At 62.3% G+C, this 22,660-nt stretch carries 23 protein-coding genes; 10 read left to right on the top strand and 13 right to left on the bottom strand.

Annotation, left to right across the window (positions count from 1 at the left end):
• Positions 1-18 precede the first annotated feature (18 nt).
• Genes ASC80_RS19910 through ASC80_RS19900 form a run of 3 tightly spaced genes read left to right on the top strand, consistent with a single transcriptional unit; the run spans position 19 to position 3,437 of the window.
• Positions 19-891, top strand: a complete 873-nt coding sequence (locus tag ASC80_RS19910; protein WP_056301258.1) for a branched-chain amino acid ABC transporter permease — start codon at positions 19-21, stop codon at positions 889-891.
• Positions 892-903: 12 nt separating this feature from the next.
• Positions 904-2,742: a branched-chain amino acid ABC transporter ATP-binding protein/permease gene (locus tag ASC80_RS19905; protein WP_056301256.1), complete on the top strand. Its 1,839-nt coding sequence runs from the start codon at positions 904-906 to the stop codon at positions 2,740-2,742.
• Positions 2,739-3,437 (top strand): ABC transporter ATP-binding protein, encoded by a 699-nt coding sequence (locus ASC80_RS19900; protein WP_056301253.1) that lies wholly within the window; start codon positions 2,739-2,741, stop codon positions 3,435-3,437. Before ASC80_RS19905 ends, ASC80_RS19900 begins: the two co-directional genes overlap by 4 nt.
• Before the next feature lie 368 nt (positions 3,438-3,805).
• Here ASC80_RS19900 and ASC80_RS19895 read toward each other — a convergent pair whose 3' ends face one another.
• The 6 genes from ASC80_RS19895 to soxY form a co-directional block, all read right to left on the bottom strand.
• Positions 3,806-4,195 (bottom strand): c-type cytochrome, encoded by a 390-nt coding sequence (locus ASC80_RS19895; protein WP_056301250.1) that lies wholly within the window; start codon positions 4,193-4,195, stop codon positions 3,806-3,808.
• A gap of 91 nt (positions 4,196-4,286) precedes the next feature.
• Positions 4,287-4,991 carry a c-type cytochrome gene (locus ASC80_RS19890; RefSeq protein WP_056301247.1) on the bottom strand — a complete coding sequence of 235 codons (705 nt, stop codon included), beginning with the start codon at positions 4,989-4,991 and terminating at the stop codon, positions 4,287-4,289.
• Positions 4,975-6,252 (bottom strand): sulfite dehydrogenase, encoded by a 1,278-nt coding sequence (gene soxC / locus ASC80_RS19885; RefSeq protein WP_056301242.1) that lies wholly within the window; start codon positions 6,250-6,252, stop codon positions 4,975-4,977. The genes ASC80_RS19890 and soxC overlap by 17 nt, the downstream gene beginning before the upstream one ends.
• Positions 6,253-6,327: 75 nt before the next feature.
• Entirely contained in the window at positions 6,328-8,025 is a 1,698-nt protein-coding gene (gene soxB / locus ASC80_RS19880) for a thiosulfohydrolase SoxB (protein ID WP_056301239.1), read from the bottom strand.
• A 64-nt stretch (positions 8,026-8,089) separates the two neighbouring features.
• The gene (soxZ, locus tag ASC80_RS19875; protein ID WP_056301237.1) at positions 8,090-8,419 is read right to left on the bottom strand and encodes a thiosulfate oxidation carrier complex protein SoxZ; all 330 of its coding nucleotides are present in this window, start codon (positions 8,417-8,419) and stop codon (positions 8,090-8,092) included.
• Positions 8,420-8,468: 49 nt separating this feature from the next.
• On the bottom strand, positions 8,469-8,933 hold the full coding sequence (gene soxY / locus ASC80_RS19870) for a thiosulfate oxidation carrier protein SoxY (RefSeq protein ID WP_056301234.1): 465 nt from the start codon (positions 8,931-8,933) through the stop codon (positions 8,469-8,471).
• Positions 8,934-9,116: 183 nt separating this feature from the next.
• On the opposite strand from soxY, the gene soxA reads away from it, so the two are divergent.
• The 3 genes from soxA (at position 9,117) to ASC80_RS19855 (ending at position 11,208) form a co-directional block, all read left to right on the top strand.
• Positions 9,117-9,935, top strand: coding sequence for a sulfur oxidation c-type cytochrome SoxA (soxA, locus tag ASC80_RS19865; RefSeq protein ID WP_056301231.1), 819 nt, complete (start codon positions 9,117-9,119; stop codon positions 9,933-9,935).
• Between the two features lie 12 nt (positions 9,936-9,947).
• Entirely contained in the window at positions 9,948-10,580 is a 633-nt protein-coding gene (gene soxX, locus ASC80_RS19860) for a sulfur oxidation c-type cytochrome SoxX (RefSeq protein WP_056301228.1), read from the top strand.
• Between the two features lie 127 nt (positions 10,581-10,707).
• Complete coding sequence (locus ASC80_RS19855; RefSeq protein WP_056301226.1) at positions 10,708-11,208, top strand: GlcG/HbpS family heme-binding protein; 501 nt, start codon at positions 10,708-10,710, stop codon at positions 11,206-11,208.
• Positions 11,209-11,373: 165 nt separating this feature from the next.
• Here ASC80_RS19855 and ASC80_RS19850 read toward each other — a convergent pair whose 3' ends face one another.
• Together ASC80_RS19850 and ASC80_RS19845 are read right to left on the bottom strand one after the other, a co-directional pair.
• The gene (locus ASC80_RS19850) at positions 11,374-11,961 is read right to left on the bottom strand and encodes a SoxW family protein (RefSeq protein ID WP_056301223.1); all 588 of its coding nucleotides are present in this window, start codon (positions 11,959-11,961) and stop codon (positions 11,374-11,376) included.
• Positions 11,962-11,983: 22 nt separating this feature from the next.
• On the bottom strand, positions 11,984-12,727 hold the full coding sequence (locus ASC80_RS19845; RefSeq protein WP_056301221.1) for a cytochrome c biogenesis CcdA family protein: 744 nt from the start codon (positions 12,725-12,727) through the stop codon (positions 11,984-11,986).
• A 40-nt stretch (positions 12,728-12,767) separates the two neighbouring features.
• On the opposite strand from ASC80_RS19845, the gene ASC80_RS19840 reads away from it, so the two are divergent.
• The 3 genes from ASC80_RS19840 (at position 12,768) to ASC80_RS19830 (ending at position 14,767) form a co-directional block, all read left to right on the top strand.
• The gene (locus ASC80_RS19840) at positions 12,768-13,175 is read left to right on the top strand and encodes a thioredoxin family protein (protein WP_200941221.1); all 408 of its coding nucleotides are present in this window, start codon (positions 12,768-12,770) and stop codon (positions 13,173-13,175) included.
• Positions 13,176-13,213: 38 nt separating this feature from the next.
• Entirely contained in the window at positions 13,214-13,588 is a 375-nt protein-coding gene (locus tag ASC80_RS19835) for an ArsR/SmtB family transcription factor (protein ID WP_056301218.1), read from the top strand.
• Positions 13,589-13,657: 69 nt separating this feature from the next.
• The gene (locus tag ASC80_RS19830) at positions 13,658-14,767 is read left to right on the top strand and encodes a YeeE/YedE family protein (protein WP_056301215.1); all 1,110 of its coding nucleotides are present in this window, start codon (positions 13,658-13,660) and stop codon (positions 14,765-14,767) included.
• Positions 14,768-14,778: 11 nt separating this feature from the next.
• Here ASC80_RS19830 and ASC80_RS19825 read toward each other — a convergent pair whose 3' ends face one another.
• The 4 genes from ASC80_RS19825 to ASC80_RS19810 form a co-directional block, all read right to left on the bottom strand.
• A complete protein-coding gene (locus tag ASC80_RS19825; RefSeq protein ID WP_056301212.1) occupies positions 14,779-15,231 on the bottom strand; it encodes a DsrE family protein in 453 nt (150 codons plus the stop codon).
• A gap of 14 nt (positions 15,232-15,245) precedes the next feature.
• The gene (locus ASC80_RS19820) at positions 15,246-15,719 is read right to left on the bottom strand and encodes a DsrE family protein (RefSeq protein ID WP_056301209.1); all 474 of its coding nucleotides are present in this window, start codon (positions 15,717-15,719) and stop codon (positions 15,246-15,248) included.
• Positions 15,720-15,824: 105 nt separating this feature from the next.
• Complete coding sequence (locus tag ASC80_RS19815) at positions 15,825-16,874, bottom strand: YeeE/YedE family protein (RefSeq protein WP_056301203.1); 1,050 nt, start codon at positions 16,872-16,874, stop codon at positions 15,825-15,827.
• A gap of 375 nt (positions 16,875-17,249) precedes the next feature.
• The gene (locus tag ASC80_RS19810) at positions 17,250-19,571 is read right to left on the bottom strand and encodes a xanthine dehydrogenase family protein molybdopterin-binding subunit (protein WP_056301200.1); all 2,322 of its coding nucleotides are present in this window, start codon (positions 19,569-19,571) and stop codon (positions 17,250-17,252) included.
• Between the two features lie 208 nt (positions 19,572-19,779).
• On the opposite strand from ASC80_RS19810, the gene ASC80_RS19805 reads away from it, so the two are divergent.
• Positions 19,780-21,540 carry a chloride channel protein gene (locus tag ASC80_RS19805; RefSeq protein ID WP_056301199.1) on the top strand — a complete coding sequence of 587 codons (1,761 nt, stop codon included), beginning with the start codon at positions 19,780-19,782 and terminating at the stop codon, positions 21,538-21,540.
• Between the two features lie 8 nt (positions 21,541-21,548).
• On the opposite strand, the gene ASC80_RS19800 is transcribed toward ASC80_RS19805, so the two are convergent.
• Complete coding sequence (locus tag ASC80_RS19800) at positions 21,549-22,652, bottom strand: ABC transporter ATP-binding protein (protein WP_056301748.1); 1,104 nt, start codon at positions 22,650-22,652, stop codon at positions 21,549-21,551.
• Between the last annotated feature and the right edge of the window lie 8 nt (positions 22,653-22,660).

The following is a 22,660-nucleotide window of genomic DNA, read 5'->3' as shown; positions in this document are numbered from 1 at the left end:
TGCGCGAGGTCGACGGTAATGAATTGGGCTAATCTTGTTTCGCAGATGTTCAACGGACTGGTGCTCGGTGCTCTGCTGGCGCTGATCTCATCCGGCCTGACGATCATCTACGGTACGCTCGGTGTCCTCAATCTCGCGCACGGCGCTATGTTCATGCTCGGCGGTTACGCCGGGTATGTCGCCTACACCTACACGGATTCATTCATCCTCGCCGTCATCGCCGGCTCACTGTTCGTCATGGTGGTCGGCGTGGTGATGGAGCGGGTGGTGATCCGCCACTTCTACAGCAGGCCGGACGAGGACCAGCTTCTGGTCACGTTCGGTCTCAGTATCGTCTTTGTCGAACTGGTGCGTTTTGCTTTCGGCAGCCTGTCGCTGTCCGTGCCCGCGCCGAAGATTTTCGCGGGCATCACCTCGCTCGGTTTCATGTACTACCCGACCTACCGGCTTGCCCTGGTCGGGATCGTTGCCGTGGCGCTGCTCATCCTGTTCGTCGTGCTCTATCGCACGCGGCTCGGTCTGATCGTCCGCGCCGGCATCGAGGACTCGGTGATGGTCGATTCGCTCGGCATCAACGTCTACCGCGTCTTCATGGTGGTGTTCGGGATCGGCGCGATGGCCGCAGGCTTTGCCGGCATCGTCAATGCGCCGGTGGTGTCGCTGACCCCTCAGATGGGCGAAGCGATCCTGGTCCAGACCTTTGTCGTCGTCGTGATCGGCGGCGTGGGATCGTTCCCCGGCGCCATTCTCGGCGGCCTGATCGCGGGTGAGATCATCAGCATCACGTCCATGATCAACCCCAGCTACTCTTACATCATGCTGTTCGCGGCGATGACGCTGGTCCTGATGGTGCGGCCGCATGGCCTGCTTGGCGCGCGCAATCGCGCATAACGACGGTTCAAAATGCTTAAACAACGTCCCCTTCTCATCGAGACGCTGACGGCGGTCGGTCTGATCCTTGCGCCGTTCATCCTGCCGCATCTCGGCTTTGCCCCGAACACGGTCAACCGGATCCTGGTCTGGGGCCTGTTCGGTGTCGGCTTCGACATCCTGTTCGGGTTCACCGGCCTGCTGTCATTCGGCCAATCGGCATTCTACGGTACCGGCGGCTTCGTCGCGGCCTATCTGCTGACTCGCGCGGGGTTCCCGCATGTGGTGACCGCGCTGCTGATCGGCATGGTTGCCGCCGCGGTGGTCGGCTATCTGGTCGGCCTGATCGCGCTGCGCCGTACCGGCATCTACTTCGCGATGATCACGGTGGCGATCGCCGAAGTGTTCTTCTTTGTCGAGTTCAATCCGCTGGCGGACTGGACCGGCGGTGAAAACGGCCTGCCCGGCGTCCCCACACCTCATTTCGATTTCGGCTTTATCAACATCCACTTCACGACCGGCTGGTCGCTCTACTGGTTCCTCGCCTTCTGCTATTTCGTCGGCATCGTGATCGCGCTGCGTATCGTGCGCTCGCCGGTCGGCACGATCTTCAGGGCGATCCGCGAAAATCCGCTGCGCGCCCAGGCTGTCGGCCATAACATCCATGGCTACAAGCTGACCGCTTTCGTCATCGCCGCCGCCTATGCCGGTTTCGCCGGCGGCCTGCTCGGCGTGATGCAAGCGTTCATGCCGCCGGACGCGTTCATGTTCGAAACGTCGGGCCAGCTCATCATGCAGACCGCGATCGGCGGCGCAGGCACGCTGTTCGGCCCCCTGCTCGGCGCCGCCGTCTGGCTGTTCCTGCAGGACTTCCTGCAGGCCGCACTCGGCCTTGGCGCGGCGTGGAAGCTGGTTCTGGGCATCGTGTTCGTGCTGTTGGTGTGCTTCCTGCGGCACGGCCTGATCGGCGCCATCAAGGATGCGTATGGCTTCCTCTCGGGCGACACCGAGAGAGCGAAGGCTGACAAAGTCGCGGCATCCAATGTCGCCACACCGGCCTTCACCGCGCCGAAAGCGGCGCCGATGCCGCCCCGCCAGCGCGCCCTCGACGGCTACTCCGGCCCGATCCTCCACGCGACCGGCCTGACCAAGCGCTACGGCGGCCTGGTCGCCAACAGCGACATCGACCTGATCGTCAACCACGGCGAACTGCGCGGCATCATCGGCCCGAACGGCGCAGGCAAGTCGACCTTCTTCAAGATGCTGACCTGCGAAGTTGCTCCGACGTCGGGCAAGATCATCTTCGAGGGCCATGACATCACCCACAAGGATGTGACCGATGCCTGCCAGCTCGGTCTGACCAAGAGCTATCAGGTCAACCAGTTGTTCAACCGGCTGACCGTGCGCGAAAACATCACCATCTCGGTGCTGGCGGAGCTGCGCGGCAAGTTCAAGCTCGACCTGTTCTCCAACATGTCGAAAATTCCGGGCCTCGACGCGCAGGTCCAGCACACGCTGGAGCTGGTCAATCTCGCCGGACGTCCCGACACGCCGGTGTCCGAACTGGCTTATGGCGAGAAGCGGCGCCTGGAAATCGGCCTCGCTCTCGCTAGCTCGCCAAGCCTCCTGCTGCTCGACGAGCCGCTCGCCGGCATGAGCCCGCAGGAACGTGTCGAAACCGTCAAGCTGCTGAAGTCGATCAGCCAGGGCCGCACCATGATCATCATCGATCACGATATGGACTCGCTGTTCGAACTGGTCGAGCGCGTCACCGTGCTGCAGGAGGGCCGCGTGCTGGTCGAAGGCACACCGGATGAAATCAAGGGCAACGCCAAAGTGCAGGAAGCCTATCTCGGGGGAGTGCACGAATGAGCCTGCTCGAAGTCAGCGGACTGAACTCGTACTATGGGGATTCCCACATCCTCTTCGACGTATCGCTGCGCGTCGAAAAGAACGAGGTTGTCGCCCTGCTCGGCCGCAATGGCGCAGGCAAGAGCACCACGCTCAAAAGCCTGATGGGTGTGGTGACACCACGCGCCGGCGCGGTGAAACTCGACGGCGTCGATCTCGCCGGAAAGAAAAGCCACATCATCGCCCAGGCCGGCATGCAGCTGGTCCATGAGGACCGCCGCATTTTCGGCAGCCTGAACGTCGAGGAGAACATCATCCTCGCCGGACTGACGGCGTCGAACCGCTGGCCGCTCGACCGCATCTACGAAATGTTCCCGCGACTGAAGGAACGGCGCGAAAGCCGTGGCACCGATCTGTCGGGCGGCGAGCAGCAGATGCTTGCGATCGCGCGCGCACTGGTGCGCGATCCGAAGATCATCCTGCTCGACGAGCCGTTCGAAGGATTGGCGCCGGTCATCGTTCGCGACCTGATGAGCGCATGCCGCGACCTCGCGGCCGCCGGACAGACCATCGTGCTGGTCGAGCAGAACCTCGCGGCAACGCTGGCGCTGGCCCAGCGCGTCTACATCATCAACAACGGCCATATCGTCCATGAGGGCCCGGCGCAGGAGATCAAGGCGCAGCCGGAGATCCTGCAGCGTTATCTCGGGGTGTGATCGGGCAACGCCCGTTCACCGGAGAGCTATACGATATGTCAAGGCCGGGCATAGCCGTTCAAAGAACGGCGTCGCTTCCGCTCGCCTATGTCCCGGCCATCCACGTTTTAGGGGATCGTTACGAGGAAAGGCGTGGATCACCGGGCAAGCCCGGTGATGACGACCGAGTGTGCGGACACACGTGCCCGCTATCACTCTCTTCTCTCATCCTGATGAACGCGTTCCTGCGCGCGCCTCGAAGGATGGAGCAGGATTTGCACGATCCGTGGCATCACGGCTCGAGACGGCGCTACGCGCTTCCTTAGCAAGAGGATGAGCTTGCCCGCACTTGCGCCGCAGGTCTCACACTAAACCAGCGGCTGCGCCGCTCACTTCGATTCCTTGCCGTCCTTGTCGAAGGTCTTGAGGAAAGCCGTGAGATCCTTGATCTCCTGCTCCTTCGTGATGCCGGCGAACGCCATCTTGGTGCCAGGAATTTTGGCCTTGGGGTTCTTAATGTACTCGGCGAAGGTCGCCTCATCCCAGGTGATGCCCGAGTTCTTGTTGGCGTCGGAATAATTATAGCCCTCGACCGAACCCGCCTTGCGGCCGATCAAGCCGTTCAACTCGGGGCCGACACCGTTCTTGGCGGTTGGACCGACCTGATGACAGGCCCGGCATTTGTTGAACGACTTCTTGCCGGCATCGACGTCCTGCGCATGGGCTGCGCAAGTCAGTGCGACAAATGACAACGACACGAGAAGGGAACGAACAATCATCGGTCTCGAACCTCTTGCTGGGGAATCCTGGCTGGGTGGATGGCAACAAAGTATCCTCTGGCGATCATGCCCGCAATGCGCCAGAGCAAGGTCACTCGACCTTCGGCCCTTCCTTGCTGTCAGGCGTCACGTCGATCGCCATGGCGCGGCCCACGACTTTCGGGGCGTCGCGGCAATCCTTCATGCACGGGTCTTTCTCCCAGAATTGCTTTTCCGCAACTTCGCGATCGTCGTCATAGAAGGCAGACGCGTTGGGCATCTTGATCGAGGTGAAATTCTTGTTGTTCAGCTCGAAATTCTCATCCTTCACGATGTCATTGAGACTGAGGAGATAAGCCGTCAGAGCATAGGCCTCGTCATCGGTCAGCGACTGCGCGTTGCCGAACGGCATCGCCCGGCGAATGTAATCGAACACCGTCGACAGATCGGGCCAGAACGAGCCGATGGTCTTGTCCGGCCGATCCGCTTTCAGCGAACCCTGGCCGCCCGCCAAAACCGGCCATCGTCCGGCGCCTTCACCGAATTCGCCGTGGCAGGATGCGCAACGCTCCTGAAACAGCGCATCGCCTTCCTTCACCGTGCCCTTGCCGACCGGCAGACCCAATCCGTCCGGCCGCACATCGGTATCCCACGCCTTGATTTCTTCCGGCAATGCGACGCGGCCAAGACCCAGTTTTTTCGGGTGCGCTGTTGCGCTGGAAGACGCGGCCTGTTGCGCCGACGCTGGCAAGCTAAAAGCAGTGAGCGACAGCCCGCCGAGTGCGGCGAGCACCAGCAACTTAGGCAATCTCGACATTCTCGGTCTCCCCGCTCTTGTGCACCAGCCAGGTCTGAATGCCGTTGTTGTGGTAGATCGAGTTGACGCCGCGCACCTTGCGCAGTTCGGCCTTGGTCGGCTGGACGTAGCCGGTCGAATCCATCGCCCGCGACTGGATCATCATTTCGCGGCCGTCCCAGTCGAGGTCGACGTAGAAGCGCACCAGCGACTTGTCGAGCACCGGGCCGTCGATCCGCGCGGTCTGCCAGTTGCGGCCACCGTCGATAGTGACGTCGACGCGCTTGACCGTGCCGCGGCCCGACCAGGCGAATCCGCTCAGCACGTTGCGGCCCTTGTATTTGAGCGGCGCCTGCGGCGACGGATTGGTCACCACCGACTTCGCATCCATGATGAAGGTGTGCTTGCGCGAGCGGCCGTCAGCCAGAAGATCGGTGTACTTGGAGGTTTCCTCGCGCGTCGCCCACGGCTTGTCACCGGCTTCGATGCGGCGCAGCCACTTGACCCACAGATTGCCTTCCCAGCCGGGAATGACCGCGCGCAGCGGATAGCCTTGCTCAGGCCGCAGCGCCTCGCCGTTCATCGCGAACGCGATCAGCACATCGTCGAGCGCCTTTTCGATCGGCAGAGAACGGTTCATGCCGGCGGAATCGGCGCCTTCCAGCATCAGCCATTTTACGTTGGGCTTGAGGCCGGCTTCGTCGAGCAGCGTCCGCAGCCGGACGCCGGTGTACATGACGTTGTGGACCATGCCGTGGGTGAACTGGCAGCCATTGAGCTGCGCGCCGCGCCACTCCATGCCGGAGTTCGCCGCACATTCGAGGAAGTGAATCTTGTTGACGCGCGGCATGCGCCGGATGTCGTCCATCGTGAACACCAGCGGCCGCTCGACGAGACCGTTGATCATCAACCGGTGATCGTCCGGGTTGATCTCGGCGACGCCGCCGTGATGACGCTCGAAGCACAGCCCGGACGGCGTGATGATTCCATCGAGCGCATGAAGCGGCGTGAAATTCACCGACGATTCCGGTGATGCGGTCAGCCACGACACGTCGCGGCGGATCACATTCTTCTCGAACTTCGACGGCATGCCGTAGGGCCGCTTGTCGACGCCATCGCCGAGATAACGCTCCCAGTCCTGCACTTCGGTGATCAGCGGATCGGGTTTGGCGCCTTCGGCAACGGCCGGCAGCGACGACATCGCGGCACCCGCGCCGGCCAAACCTGCAATACTCAAAAATCTGCGGCGATTGAGAATATCCGCGGAGGCTTTGTCACTCATGCGGCATCCTTTCTCTCTATATCTATCCCAATATGTGAATGTGTTAGGCGCAACACGACTGGCACAATCCGGCCGTCAGGCTCCCGTCACTTTCACTGCGGTGTTCGGTTCGACCTTCACTTCGCCAGCCTTGGAAATATGCGCCGACAGCAGGTCCCAGATCGGCGGACCCCGCGTGCCCTCGTTGACGCTGGCCCAGCCGGCAACAGTGTAGGTCTTGTCGGCATCGATCGGCTTGCCGGACTTCAGATGCGTAAGGTCGGAAATGCGCGAGCCCATCGGCTTGGACACGTCGATCGCGTAACCCATGCCGCCGATCCGCACCATGTCGCCTCCGCCCTGGAAATAAGGGTCGGGGTGGAAGATGTTGTCGGCAACGTCTTCCAGTACAGCCTTGAGCTGCTTGCCGGTCATCTCGTTGCGATAGCAGTTCGGATAGGTGATCGCGGTGGCGTTGGTGATGTCTTCCCAGGTGATCGCCTGCCCCGGAAGCAGGCTGCCGCCCCAACGGAAGCCCGGCGACAGCGATATCTCGACATCGCGCTCCGACATGATCGCGTTACAGATCAGATCGTCGAAGGTGCCGTTGAAATTGCCGCGACGGTAGAGCAACGAATCGGTCTTACCGACGACACGGGCGAGGTCCTTGGCGTAAGGCGCTCTCACCTTCTCGACCAGCGCGGTCATTGCTGAATCCGGCTTGATCGCATCGGTGAACACCGGCATCAGCTTGAAGCGTACGCCGGTAACCTTCTTGTTCTTCACCTCGAGATCGAGGCGCGACAGGAACTTGCCGTGCGAGCCGGTGGCCACCAGCACGGTGTCGTCGACCTTGATCAGGCCCGGCATCGCATCATGGGTGTGCGCCGTGAGAATGACGTCGATGCCTTTGACGCGGCTTGCGAGCTTGCGATCGACGTCGAAACCGTCATGAGACAGCAGCACAACGATGTCGGCCCCCTCAGCGCGCGCGTCGTCGACCTGCTTCTGCATGTCCTCCTCGCGGATGCCGAATTCCCATTTCGGGAACATCCAGCGCGGATTGGCGACCGCCGTGCGAGGCAAGGCCTGACCGATGACGGCGACCTTGGCGCCGCCGCGCTCGAACACCTTGCGGCCCTCGAACACCGGCTCCTGCCATTCGTTATCGCGGATATTCTGCGCAAGGAAAGCAAACGACGCCGAGTCGGCGATTTCCTTGACGCGATCGGCGCCGTAGGTGAATTCCCAATGGCCGACCATCGCGTCGGTCTTGAGCGCCGACATGACATCGACCATGTCCTGCGCCTTGGTCTGCAGCGAAGTCCAGCTGCCCTGCCAGGTGTCGCCGCCGTCGAGCAACAGCACCTTGTCGTCGCCGCGCTCGGCGCGCACCGCGTTGACGAGCGTCGCTATGCGATCCATGCCGCCCATCTTGCCGTAGTTGCGGGCAAGCGACACGAAGTCGTCGGCGGTCAGCGCGTAGGCGTCAGCCGAACCGGCAGCGATGTGGAAATACTTCCGGAACGCCTCGTCGGTGATGTGCGGCGGCAGGCCGCGATCCTCACCGACGCCGAGATTGACCGACGGCTCGCGGAAATACAGCGGCATCAGCTGCGCGTGGGTATCCGCAATGTAGAGAATGGTGACGGTGCCGAGCGGATCGAACTTCAGAATGTCCGTCTGCGTCAGCCGCTGTTGAGCGGCAGCTCGGCCGAGCGATCCGTATCCGCTTCCGGTGAGCAGCGCCGACGCAGCCGCAGTCGCCTGCAGGAAATCCCGCCTCGATATCATCGATCCATCCTCGATCCCTTCGCGAAGAAGGGAATATGTTCAGAAACTCTGGCGTGCCGTCAGATCAGGCAACGTTCAGCTTGTTCTTGGCCGTGTATTCCGAGCCATCGTCGTCCTTCCAGGTGAAGGTGAACTCGCCGGGCTCGGCGGCCTTGTAGAAGAACGACTGATACGGATTTGCCGAGATGGCGGGATTCCAGTCGGCCTCGAACACCACCTTGCCGTTGAAAGCAGCGGTAAACTTGTTGATGATCCTGCGCGGGATCGGCTTGCCGGCCGAATCCTTGCGCTGGCCGGATTCCATCTCGTGCGAGATGAGAGTCTTGATCTCGATGATTTCGCCGGGCTTGGCGGATGCCGGAACGCGAACGCGCGGTGTCGATTTGGTCGCCATGTGAGAATTCCTCGCCTTGAATTGTTTCGATCGGGGTGATGCGCGGCTATTAGCCGCCGCAGCCGCCGATGGTCACTTTCACGTTCGCCTTGGCGGTGTAGAGCTTGCCGTCCGACATTTCCGCGATGCAGATAATGTTCTGGGTCTGCGCGAGGCGCATCCGGGTCGATGCCGCCGCCTTGCCGCATGCCGGCGTGAACTTGTAGCTGACGACGCCGGGAAGCGGATTACCGTCGGCGAACACGTGAACCGCCTTGACGTAGTCCTTGTCGGTCATCGGGCTCTCAACCTCAACGTTAACCGGCACGACCAGACCATTCTCGGCGATCTCCGGCACCTCGAGCTTGACCTTGCCGCTTTCCATTTTCTTGTCGCCGTAGAGCTTCTGGATTTCAGCGGCGACGACCTTCTCGTCCGCCACGGAAATGCGCGGTGCAAGAAACGCCGCGAGCCCGGCAATGGCCGCGAGCGTCAGTGTTTCGCGGCGGGTTGTTTCAACCGACTTCAGAATCATCGTAGTCCTCCTGAGGGGCGTTCTTTCGCATCCCTTGACGATAGTATCGCTTGACGATGCCAAGTCTGATCTATCATGATCTGCTCACATCATTATATTGTTTTTCTTGAATGTAAAGATGTCGGAGCTGACCCAAAGCCGCAAAGGCCGCAAAAGATGGCCTTCCGGATATGGAGGAGACACATGAGACGCACAATTATCCATTCGGCGATCGCGGCGGCGATCCTTTGCGCATCTTTCGCTGCAGTGCACGCGCAAGACACCGAGAAGGAAATCGAACGCTATCGGGAGATGATCTCCGACCCGATGTCGAACCCCGGTTTCCTGGCGGTCGATCGCGGCGAGGCGCTCTGGCATGAGAAGCGCGGCACCAAGAACGTCTCGCTTGAAGGCTGCGACCTCGGCCTCGGCGCCGGCAAGCTCGAAGGTGCTTACGCCCAACTGCCACGCTACTTCGCCGACACCGACAAGGTGATGGATCTCGAACAACGCCTCCTGTGGTGCATGCAAAACGGCCAAGGATTCGACACCAAGAACATCGTCGCCCGCCCGTTCGCCTCCACCGGAAACCCCTCCGAGATCGAGGACATCGTCGCCTATGTCGCGAACAAATCGAGCGGCATGAAGATCAACGTTCCGCAGAGCCATCCGAAGGAAAAGGAAATGGCTGCGGTCGGCGAGGAACTGTTCTTCCGCCGCGGCGGGGTGAACGATTTCTCCTGCGCGACCTGCCATGCCGACGAAGGCAAGCGCATTCGCCTGCAGAACCTTCCGGACCTCGCAAAGCCCGGCAAGCAGGCCCAACAGACCATGGGCGCCTGGCCCGCCTATCGCGTGTCGCAGAGCACGGTGCGGACCATGCAGCATCGTCTTTACGACTGCTATCGGCAGCAGCGCTGGCCAAAACCTGAATACGCGTCGGACGCCCTCACCGCGCTCAACGTCTTCCTGCAGACACAGGCAGTCGGCGGTGAAGTCCAGGTCCCGTCGATTAAACGCTGAGGAGAGCGCGATATGAAAACGACGTTGAAACTCGCCGCGCTGATTCTCGCTGCCGGCATCACCGCCCTGCCCTTCACCGCGTCGGCCCAGACCGCGATCAAGCATCCCGATCCGGCCGTGGTGGAAGCCTACATCAAGTCGACCTTCGGCAAGGCGCCGCAGGAATGGCAGGACCGCATCCAGCCGGATGAAACGCTCAAGACCTGCAACCAGTATCGCAACAATGTTCCGACCGCCGAGGCGGAGAAGATCATGGCGCGCGAACTGGCGAAGGTGGCGTATCCGGCCGACGGCAAGATGATGGGCGACTGGAAAGAAGGTATGAAGGTCGCCAAGAACGGCCGGGGCGGCCAGTTCTCCGACAAGCCGGGCACGGTGAGCGGCGCCAATTGCTACGCCTGCCATCAGCTCGATGCCAAGGAACTGAGCTACGGCACGATCGGCCCGAGCCTGCTGCACTATGGCAAGGACCGCAAATACGAGCCGGAAGAGATCAAGCGCGCCTACACCAAGGTCTATGACGCGCAGGCTCTGTTCGCGTGTTCGCAGATGCCGCGGTTCGGCGCCAATCACGTGCTGACCGAGCAGCAGATCAAGGACATCGTCGCGCTGCTGTTCGATCCGGAATCGCCGGTCAACAAGTAAGCGAATGCGTTATAGCGTTTTCAAGCGAAGTGGATTCCGGTTCGCGTGAAGAAAACGCGTCAAAATAGAAATCTAGAGTCGTTCTCCGTTTCCGTGAAACGGTGAACACTCTAGGACGGAGGACCACATGAGGATGCATCATTTGCTGGCGGTTTCGGCGATCTGCCTCCTTACCTCTCTCCCGGTGCGGGCGCAGGACGCGACGGTCACCTACAAATCGCTCGGCCTCGAGGTTGCCCTCGATGCCGCGCGCGCTGCGCTCGCCGAATGTCAGAAGCAGGGTTTTCAGGTAGCTGTTGCGGTTGTCGACCGCTTTGGCACGCCGCAAGTGCTACTGCGCGATCGTTTCGCCGGCCCGCACACGCCGCCGACAGCAACCGGCAAGGCTTGGACCGCGGCGACATTCCGCACCAACACAACCGAGCTTGATGCGCTGACCAAGCCCGGCATGCCGCAAGCCGGCTTGCGCCAGTTGCCAAACGTTGTGGTGCTGGGCGGCGGGATGAGGATTGAAGCCGGCGGTTCGACTGTCGGCGCCATCGGCGTGTCCGGTGCGCCGGGCGGCGAATCCGACGATGCCTGCGCCAAGGCGGGCATCGCCGCGATCCAGGACAAGCTGGATTTCTGAATAACAGCCACGATGTCGCAATGACATCAATCCGTCATCACCGGGCTTGTCCCGGTGATCTACGTCTTCCCTTGGAATATATGACGAAAGGCATGGATGGCCGGGTCAAGCCCGGCCATGACGAATTGCAAACTCGGGCGAGCTATTACTCGTTCGTGAAATCTCTCACGCCTGCTTCTTCAGCCACTCCGGAAACGGCGCGGACTTGTAGCCTTCCTCGCGCACGTAGCGGAACATCGCGAGAAATTCCGGCGGCTCCAGCAGGCCGGGCATCCGCGCAACCTCCCGTGCCTGCCCTTTCTTTCCCGCGAGTCCATCGGTCGAAGCCGGAAAGAACTGAACGGTCGGCGTATAGCGGATGCCATAAGCCTCGCCGAACGCCTTCTCGGTCAGCTTGCGGCCATCGAAATCAGTGACCTCGCGCGAGCCGATATGATTGAGATGCAAAATCTCGAAATTATCGCGGATGTAGCTCTCGATCTTCGGGTCCATCATGTGGACCTCGTGCATCTTCTTGCAGTACGGGCAGCCCTTCAGCCCCCACAGGATCGCGAAGCGCTTGCCCTTGGCGGTCGCGCCCGCGAGATCCTCGGACACGTCGAGAAAGCTCTCGAGATACCAGTCTTCCTGATAGAGCCCGTCGTCGCCGAGCCGCGCCTTGGCGATCGCCGGAGCAGTCCGCAGACCCAGCGCACCGAGGCCAAGCAGCGCAACAGCATGACGCCTGGTTAGAAGATGATTTTGCGTCGTCACGAAAAGTCTCCCTGCCTGCGCGTCAGCCGATCGTTCCAAACGCGGGAAATGTCTCCAGCAGCCAGCCGGCGATCCGCGGCATGCCGCCAGTCAAAAACAGAACCCCGGTCAGGACAAGGCTGCCGCCGATCACCTTCTCGACAGTACCCATGTGGCTGCGCCAGCGCGCCATCAGCCGGATGAAGGGGCCGGAGAACAGCGACGCCAGCACGAACGGAATTCCGATTCCCAGCGCATAAGCGCCGAGCAGCAGCGCGCCCTGCGCCGCCGATCCTTCGACGCCGGCAACCAGGAGAATCGCCGCCAGTACCGGCCCGACGCACGGCGTCCAGCCAAAAGCGAATGCGAGGCCGACCAGATAGGCGCCGAGAAAACCAGCCGGCTTGCGCGCGGTCTGAAAACGGGCTTCGCGAAACAGCAGGCCGATCCTGAACACGCCGAGGAAATGCAGGCCGAGAATGAGAATGATCACGCCCGCGATGATGCCGAGCGTTTCGAAGTGCTCCGTCACCGTCTTGCCGATCGCCGAGGCCGACGCCCCAAGCGCGACGAACACCGTGGCAAAGCCGAGCACGAACGCCACCGACATCGCGACCACGCGCCGCTGGGGGAATCTGCTTTGCTGTGCATCGCTCCGGGTCAGGTCATCGAGGCTCACGCCGGCGAGAAAGCATAGATACGGCGGAACCAGCGGCAAAACGCAGGGCGAGAGGAACGACAAGAACCCCGCACCCAGCGCACCCATTAGCGAAATAGAAGAAACCACGGCTTTTCCGGTACTGGTAGATACATGCGAATTCGTCTATATGTATCACATGTTCGCAAAGACACTGCAAAAATCCTTGGCGATCGCCCTCGCCGTGGCGACGCTCAGCCTGTCTGGGCTGACGCTCGCGCGCGCCTCCGAACTTGTGATGTTCGAGCGCGCCGGCTGCGTGTGGTGCCAGCGCTGGGACAAGGCCATCGCCCCGATTTACAGCAGGACCGAAGAAGCCAAGCTGCTGCCGCTGCGCCGGATCGATGTCGACCGCCAAAAGGCCGAGGGCATCGTCCTTGCCGCGCCGGTTCGCTACACGCCGACCTTCGTCGTGGTGGATAACGGTCGGGAGATCGGCCGCATCACCGGCTATGCCAACGATGAATCGTTCTGGGGGCTGCTCGCCGCGCTGGCGGCCAAGATCGAAACACCCCACTCCGAACCCAATCGAACCTGACGATCTTCCATCGATCCGAAAACGAAACGCTGGCCGCCATGACATCGATTCTTTCATCCGATCTGGAAAACGAACTGCGCGACGGCGCGGAATACTCGCCCGAGCTCGACCAGCTCATGCGCAAGGCGCGCAAGGCCAGCAACTTCCTCAAGGCGCTGTCACACGAAAACCGTCTCCTGCTGCTGTGCCTGCTGGCCGAGCGCGAACGTTCCGTGACCGAGCTGGAAAACATCCTGTCGCTGCGCCAGTCCGCGGTGTCGCAGCAGCTCGCGCGCCTGCGCTACGACGGCATGGTCGATACGCGCCGCGACGGCAAGACGATCTATTACAGCCTCGCCAATGATGACGTGCGCCGGGTGATCTCGGTGGTCTACGACATCTTCTGCGCGCGCGTGGAGGCAGCGAAACCATAATCCTGCCAGACCGGCAGGCGGACGGAAGCGCCCGCGAGGCTGACTTCCGCCGGATTCGGGAGGAGATCCATGCAGGATATGTCTGCCTGGATGCCGGCCATCGGCGGTTTCGCGATCGGCGCGATGGCGGGCTTTGCCGTGCGCCGCGCACGGCTGTGCACGTTCGGCGCGATCGAGGATGCATTGATGGGCGGTGACAGCCGCCGCATGCGGATTTTCGGGCTCGCTCTCGGCATTGCCATCCTCGGCACCCAGGCGCTGGTCCTCGCCCGGTTTCTCGATCCGCAGCTGACCACCTTCACCCCACCTGCCCTGCCGCTGATCTCGATCATGATCGGCAGCCTGATGTTCGGCGTCGGCATGGCGATGGTCGGCACCTGCGGATTCGGTACGCTGGTGCGGCTCGGCACCGGCGATTTGCGAAGCCTGGTTGTCGTGCTCGTTCTCGGCGCGGTGGCCTACGCCACATTGCGCGGTGTGCTGGCCGATTTCCGGATCGGCGTTCTGGAGAATTTCGCTGTGGCGATGCCGGAGAACGTCGGCTCTGACATGGCGTCGCTGTCCTCGCACGCACTGGGATTGGACGTGCGCGCTGCGCTGGCCGCGATCGCAGGGGCCACTCTATGCTGGCTCGCACTCGGTGATCCGCGATTGCGGAGGACGCCGCGCCTGTTGTCCGCCGGCATCATCCTCGGCGTTCTCATCGTCGGCGGCTGGATCGTGACGACGACGCTGGCGGACGAGTTCGCCGGGCCGGTTCGCCCGCAAAGCCTGACCTTCGTCTCGACCATCGGCAAGGCGATCTTTGCCGGCATTCTGAACGTTGCGAGTTTCGCTGATTTCGGAGTCGGCAGCGTGTTCGGGGTCGTTGCAGGGTCGTGCCTTGCCGCATGGATCTCCGACGAACTGCGCTGGGAAGCATTCGACGACGATCACGAAATGCGGCGGCATCTCACGGGGGCCGCCCTGATGGGCGCGGGCGGAATTCTTGCCGGCGGCTGCACCATCGGCCAGGGCCTCAGCGCCGGATCGATGCTGTCACTGTCATGGCCGTTCGCGGTCGGCGGCATGGTGCTTGGCGCGCGGCTCGGCATCGCGATTCTGGTCGACGGATCGACACGTCACATGATTCAGCGCGGCTGGGCCAGCCTGCGCAGCCGCAACCGCCCGCAGGACTAGAAGCCGCGCGATTACGGCCGCAGGTAGCTCCAGCCCTCTTCCTGCAGTTCGAGCAGGCGCACAGCACCTGACTGCACCAGCTTTGCTTCCGGGATCATCTTGACCGGCTTGCCCTCGTGCTTTTCCATGCCGTCCTTGGTGTTGCCGCAGGCATAGAACTTGAGGTCGTTGGGGAAGCTCAGGTCCGAGATCTGCTTGATCCGCTCCTTCACCGGCGAGGTGTCCTCACGCAGCATGTGAAGACCGGGGCCAAAGGTGATGATCTCGACATCCACCGTCTCGCCCTTCTCTTTGTAGAACTCCATGATGTTGGCCGCGTTGTTGAGCGCCAGGTTCATGATTTGCGGATCGTTCTGGTCGACCTGAATGGCGACGCGATGGTGCTTTCCTTCCGCCGCGAGGCCGGCCGACGTCGCAAACGCCAGCATCATGACAGCTGCAATCGCTTGGCACAGGAAACGCATCTCAAAACTCCTTCTCAAGGACGGACAACGGTGTAACCGCTGCGGCTTAACGTAATCAATTGCGCGACGCCGACCTGCACCTCAATCGCTTTCGGATTGATGGCCGGACGCTTGCCGGTTTCGCGTTCGATGGTGTCCAGCGTGTTGCCGCAAACGTCGAAGCGCACGCCCTGGGTGACGAGACTGTCGACCAGCGTACGGAACTCATTGGTCTCACGCAGAAGGTCGATCCCGGAGCCAAATGTCACGACCTCGATCGCGACCTTGTCGGCGCCATAGGCTTTCAGCAGATTGCTGGCGACGCTCAGCACCAGCCGCTCTTTCTTGGGATCGGAATCGGAGAGTTGGAGCGCGACGAAATGTTCCGCGAACGGCTTGTCTTCCGGCGGTTTGACGGCCGGGGCGTCGGTCTGAGCCGATGCGCCGCGCGCAGCCGCCAACGCGGCTGACGCGCTCAAAATACTCACCAGCAATTGACGCCGATTCATGTCCCGGTACCTCGGCCAATACACGCACATCGCGTTCGGCCGATGCGAGTCTAACGCATCCAATATGGCAAAACCATCTTGGCGTGATCGCGAATGCGGATGGATTTACCGCGTCGCAAGCACCGGGACCACCGCGCCGCGACGGATCGCGACCGCCGCACCGGCCAAGATACCGGCGGCCGCGACGAGCGAGGGTATCGCCAGCGTCGAGACGCCCGTGAGGCCCTGCCCGATCGAGCAACCGTAGGCCATCGCACCGCCGATGCCCATCAGCGCAGCGCCGGAGATCGAGCTCACCATGTGATTCGGCGAGGTGTAACCCTCAAGCTGGAAGCGTCCGGTCAGCACGGCCGTCAGCAAGCTGCCGGTGAGCACACCCGCCACAACCGCGATGCCGAAATTCAGCGTCATGCCGGTCGACAGCATCACGTACTGCACCGAGTCCGCCAGCGGCGATACGAACGTCAGCGACGTCACCGGGATCGGATTGAATTCATCGGCCCCAAGCCAGCCGGTCGCGATCCAGCCCGCGGGCACCAGCAATCCGACCAGGATGCCGGCGACAATCTGCACCGGCGTGCGGCGGAACTGGCGGTCGGAGAATGCGAAGATCAGAAGGGCGCCACTGACGATCAGCGCGACCGCGATGCGAGCCGCGGCTTCATCGATGCCCAGCGTTGCGAGCAGATCAGGAAGGGATACAGCAGAGGCCGTGGTCTGACTCCACTGAATGAAGGCAAGACGCGCCGGAGCAAGCAGACCCTTGAGGGTCATCTGCGCGGCAATGCCGATCACGGTGATCACGACCAGCGAACGCAGATTGCCCTTGCCGAGCAGAACCAGCGCACGCGAGGCGCAGCCGTTCGACAGCACCATGCCGATACCGAACAACAGGCCGCCTGCGAACATCACCGGCGCGGAGAACGACGGCTGCAGATACAGCGACTTGGCGATATCGACGAGACCGGAGCCCGCCAGGAATTGGGTGCCCAAAATGGCAATTGCGAGCGCAAGCGCGAAGCTGCGAACCTTGCGGCCGTCATTGGCGGTCCACCAATCGCGCAGGCTACTCATGAGGCAGAAGCCACTCACAAGGCCGACAACACCAAACGTAAGACCGATCGCAAACCCGAGAGACACCGACAGACTTGGCATGGCAGGAGCACCTTCAGCCGATCCAGCATTAAAATTGTGTCGTTGATGTAATAGACCGGAGAAAAATGGTCTATAAGTAGCTGAAATTAAAAAGGAAATTTCATTGCCGGTGTCGCAGGTAGAGAGATTTGCTCCCCTGCAAGGCGGATAGCGGAGATTATTCTCCGGCCGCGAGTCGTCCCGGCGAAGGCCGGGACCCATAGTCCTTGGACAAGCGGCCTTCTGCGGGATGCTGGAGCAAGACAACCTTCAAAAGCACACACCCTTGCGGTCATGGGTCCCGGCCTTCGCCGCGACGACAACTGAATGGGCTGCGATGAGAACGAGCCCACTCAGCAGCGTCACCAGGCGTAGCTCTCGCCGTCGAATATCCCCTTACGCTGATTTCGCGTCCTGGATAGCCTGCCAGATCTTCATGGGCGTCAGCGGCGTCTGCAGTCCGCTGATGCCGCGCGGCGCCAGCGCATCCATCACACCATTGGCGATGCATGGCGGGCCGCCGATCGCCCCGGATTCGCCGCAGCCCTTGGCGCCGAGCGGGTTGGTCTGGCACGGCGCGGAATCGTCGATCGTCACCTTGATTTGCGGAATGTCGTCGGCGCGCGGAATACAGTAGTCCTGATAGCTCGCAGTAAGGAGCTGACCGTCGGAATCGTAGACGACGCCTTCGTAGAGCGCCTGGCCGATACCCTGCGCGATACCGCCATGAACCTGACCCTCGACCAGCATCGGATTCACTGCGACGCCAACATCATCGACCGTGGTGTAGCGCACCACCTTGGTCATGCCGGTTTCCGGATCGATCTCGACTTCGCAGATGTGCGTGCCGTTCGGCCAGCTCGGCCCATCGACATCGCCCTGACTGTCGACGCTGAGCTTGGCGCCTTCCTCATTCTTCGCGATGTCGAACAGGTTGACGCGGCGGTCGGTGCCGACCACCGTCAGCCAGCCGTCGCCATATTCGATGTCGTCGAGTGACGCCTCGAGCACATGAGAGGCTTTCTCGCGCGCCTTCCGGATCAAATCCGCCGTCGAGACCGCCACCGCCGTTCCGCCGACGAACAGCGAGCGCGAGCCGACGCTGCCGAAGCCTTGCGCGAGATCGGTGTTGCCCTGGACGACATCGATCTTGTCGATCGAAACGCCGAGTGCCGCCGCGATCATCTGCGAGTAGCTGGTTTGCAGTCCCTGCCCCATCGCCTGCGTGCCCGAATGCAGCACGATGCGACCGTCGGCGGTCGCATGAAGGCTGACCTTCTCGCTGTGCGCACGGCCGCCGGTCCATTCGATGTAGCTGGTCAGGCCCCGGCCATAGAGCAGTCCCTTCTTCTTCGCTGCCTTCTTGCGTGCGGCAAAGCCATCCCAATCCGAAAGCTCCGAAGCCCTGTCGAGCATGTGTGCGAATGCGCCGCTGTCGTACACCTGCCCAACGGCGTTGGTATAAGGCAACTGCTTCGGCTTGATGAAATTGACCTTGCGGATGGCGCGCGGGTCCATGCCGAGCTGACGCGCGGCGGCATCCATCAGCCGTTCGACGATGAACACCGCCTCGGGTCGGCCTGCGCCGCGATAGGCGCCGGTCGGCGCGGTGTTGGTCAGCACCGCCTTGACCTCGAAGTGAACGAGCGGAAGATCGTAGACCCCGGTCTGGACGAATGGCCCGAGCACCAGCGGAATGATAACGGCTGCGCCGCTGAGATAGGCGCCGGTGCAGCCGATCGAGCGCACGCGGAACGCCAGCACGCGCCCCTTGGCATCGAGCGCGAATTCTCCGGTCGAAGTGAGGTCGCGGCCGTGGGTGCCGCCGACGAAATCGTCGGTGCGCTCGCCGCGCCAGCGGATTTTCTTGCCTAGCTTGACGGCAGCGTAAGCAACAATGCCGTCTTCCGGATAAAGATTGGTCTTCTGCCCGAAACCGCCGCCGATATCGCCGACCAGCACATGGATGCTGTCCTTCGGCCGCTTGAGAACCGCATCGGCGAGAACGTCACGGGTCGAGGTCGGTGTCTGTGACTGGATGTGGAGGGTCAGCCGCTTGGTCTTCGGATCGACCTCGGCAATCGTGCTGCGCGGCTCCATCGCCGACGGCACGAGACGCTGGCTCGCGACATCGAGCGACACCACATGCGCCGCCGACTTGAAGACGGCCTCGACCTTTTCCGCATCGCCGTAGCTCATCGCAGCAGCAATATTGTCAGGCGCATCGGGCCACACCACCGGCGAGCCGGGCTCGACCGCCTTAACCGGATCGGTGACGGCCGGAAGCGACTCGTAATCCACAACGACCGCCTCGGCTGCGGTTTGCGCAATCACCCGCGAGGTGGCGATGATGGCGACCACAGGCTCGCCGACGAAGCGCACGATCTCATGAGCCAGAAGCCGGCGCGGCGGCGACTGCATCGGCGAGCCATCGGGCCGCTTGAAAATCGGCAGGGTCGGAATCGAGCCGATCTTGTCGGCCTCCAGATCGGCGCCGGTGAAGACCGCTTCGACCCCCGGCATCGCGGCTGCGGCCGCCGTATCGATGGCGCCGATTTTGGCATGGGCATGAGGCGAACGGAGCACATGAAGCCAGAGTGTGCGCTCATCCGGCTTATCGTCGATGAATTGGCCCTTGCCGGTCAACAGCCGCTGATCCTCCAGCCGCTTGACCGGCTGCCCCGCTCCGAAACGTAAATTGCCCGGCAGAATATTCATCGATCATTTCCATCAGAGATTACTTCGGCACTTGTTGCCCAAGCGCAGCGGCAATGTAAACCTCGCTTCGCCATTGGAAGAGCAGACCTACCGTCAGCACAGAGCAAGGCTGCTTTTCTGCAACATGTCCGGCCTAGCCGGGAGGTCCGGCGGCCGCTAAATTCCGATTCCGGGCCATCAGATCCGGAGGCCAATCCGGATTCCTGCAATGGCGGCGACGACCAGCTTCCTCGAGGCCCCCCGACGGCTCAGGGCATTCGTCCGCGCCCGCGAATCCAGCCTGATCGTGCTCGCCGCGCTGGTCGGCGCTATCAGCGGCCTCACGGTGGCCGCCATGAGCGGCGCGGTCAGCCTGCTTCATGCCGTCCTGTTCGACATCCCTCTCGGTGCGCGCCTGTCCAGTCAAAGCAGCATCGACCCGCTGCGCGCCGTTATCGTCCCCACCGCGGGCGGCCTCGTGCTGGGGATCGTCTTTCTGGTGCTGATCCGCTGGCGGCCGGCGCGCGAGGTCGACCCGATCGAGGCCAACGCCCTTCATGGCGGGCGCATGTCGTTTCGCGGCAGCGTCATCGTGGCGTTGCAAACCATCTGGTCGAGCGGCGTCGGCGCGTCGGTCGGACTCGAGGCCGGTTACACGCAATTGTCCAGCGGGCTCGCTGCGTCGCTCGGGCGCGGCTTCCACCTGCGCCGCGCGGACCAGCGCGTCATGGTCGGCTGCGGCGCGGCGGCGGCGATTGCCGGAGCGTTCGGCGCGCCGCTGGCCGGTGCGTTCTATGCGTTCGAGCTGATCATCGGCAGCTATACCGCCGCCAGTCTTGCGCCTGTCGGTGTGTCGGCTGTGACCGGTTATTTCGTGACGAGATTGTTTACGCCGACCTCGCTTGGCGTTTTCGCCGGCGAGTTCGGAGATATTCTGGGGCACGATCTGGCGATCGCCAGTTGCCTCGGCGCTATTGCCGCTCTCCTCGGCATCGGCATCATGCGCGGTGTGGCGCTGCTGGAAAAACTGCTGTCGAAATCACGGATCTGGCCGCCGCTCCGCCCTGCCCTCGGCGGATTGATCGTCGGTCTCCTTGCGCTGGTGACACCGCAGGTGATGTCGTCCGGCCATGGTGCGCTGCGCCTCACCGGCATGGTCCAGCTGCCGCTCGCCACCATTGCGATCATCTTCGCGCTGAAGACTCTTGCTTCAATCGCATCGCTGGGCACCGGCTTCCGCGGCGGCCTGTTCTTCGCATCGCTTCTGCTGGGCGCACTGGGCGGCCATCTGTTCGTCGCGGGATTGAACCACGTGTGGCCGGGCCTTGGCCTCGATCCCAATGTCTATGCGATCATCGGAATGAGCGCGCTATCGGCATCGGTGATCGGCGGGCCGCTGACGATGTCGTTCATCGCCCTCGAATCGACCGGCAATCTTTGGCTCACGACGGCTGTGCTGGTCGCGGTGATCATCTCGACGCTGATCACCCGCGAGCTGTTCGGCTATTCGTTCGCCACCTGGCGGCTGCATCTGCGCGGCGAAACCATCCGCAGCGCGGCCGATGTCGGCTGGATTCGCGATCTCACCGTCGCCCGCTTGATGCGAACCGATGTGACCACGATAAATATCGACGTCACCGTGGGCGAATTCGGCAAGACATTTCCGCTGGGCTCGAAAACGCAGGTTGTCGCGGTCGACGACAAACAATGCTATGTCGGACTTGTCTTCATCGCGGAAGCCCACAGCCAGGAGGCCGATCCGGCCGCCAGGCTCGAGAGCATCGTCCACCACCGCGATGCCATGCTGCTGCCGTCGATGAATGTGCAGCAAGCGATGTCCACGTTCGACGCCGCTGAAGCCGAAACGCTCGCGGTCGTCGATCCTGCCGATCAGAACCGCGTCATCGGCCTTCTCACCGAAGCCCACGCCCTGCGGCGCTATGCCGAGGAAGCCGAGCGGCGACGCCGGGAATTCATGGGTGAATCGTAAACCGCCTGCTACCCCGGCAGCCAGCGCAGGAGTTCGGGCGTAACCGAGACGTAAACCGGCGTTGCCGGCGCAAGGAGCTGCTCGCCGGATTCGAACGGCATATCGATCCACACCTCGGATTCACCGATGCGAACGGCGTAACGGACAATCGATCCGAGAAATTCTCGATCGCTGACAAGTCCCGGAATCGCAGCATCGCCCGGCGCGGACGGCCGGTTGATCGACAGAGAAGCGTGCTGCGGGCGAAACACCATCCGCGCGCCGTCCGGCACCTCGGCCGCGGCTGGAATCGGCAGCGACAGTCCGTTGCCGACCTCGAACATCCGCTGGCCGTTCATGGACGCGACATGTCCTTCAAGAACGTTCGCCGTACCGAGAAACTGGGCCACGAACAGATTGGCCGGACGCTCGTAAAGCTCGGTCGGGGTACCGACCTGCTGGATCTTGCCGCCGTTCATGACGGCGACGCGATCGCTGATCGTGTTTGCCTCTTCCTGATCGTGGGTGACGATGATCGTCGTCAAGCCCAGCCGCTTTTGCAGCAGACGCAATTCGCGACGCACCTGAATCCGCAACTTGGCATCGAGATTGGACAGCGGCTCGTCGAGCAGCAGTATTTTCGGTTCGATCGCGATCGTCCGCGCCAGTGCCACGCGCTGCCGCTGGCCGCCCGACAATTGCGACGGCCGGCGGTCGGCAAGATCCGACAGGCCGACGAAAGCAAGTGCGGCGGCGACCCGGCGCCGGACATTGTCCCGCGACACCCGCCGCTCCTCAAGACCAAATGCGACATTGCTCGCCACGCTCATATGCGGCCACAGCGCATAGGATTGAAACACCATGCCGACATCGCGCTTCCACGGCGGCAGGTTTGAGATGTCCTTGCCGCCGACGACAACGCGGCCCGCCTCATTGTCCGCGAAACCCGCGATCAGGCGCAGCAACGTGGTCTTGCCGCAACCGGACGGCCCGAGCAGCGCGAAAAACTCTCCGGGCTGGATATCGAGGCTCACATCATCCAGAACCTTGAGCGCGCCATAAGCCGCGCTGACATTCTCGATCTGGAGATCGACGGCTTTCAGCGAAATATCGGAATGGTCAGGTCCGGCCATGATATGCT

Source organism: Afipia sp. Root123D2 (assembly GCF_001425835.1).
Classification (GTDB): Bacteria; Pseudomonadota; Alphaproteobacteria; order Rhizobiales; family Xanthobacteraceae; genus Afipia.
This window is presented reverse-complemented; position numbering and strand designations above follow the sequence as displayed.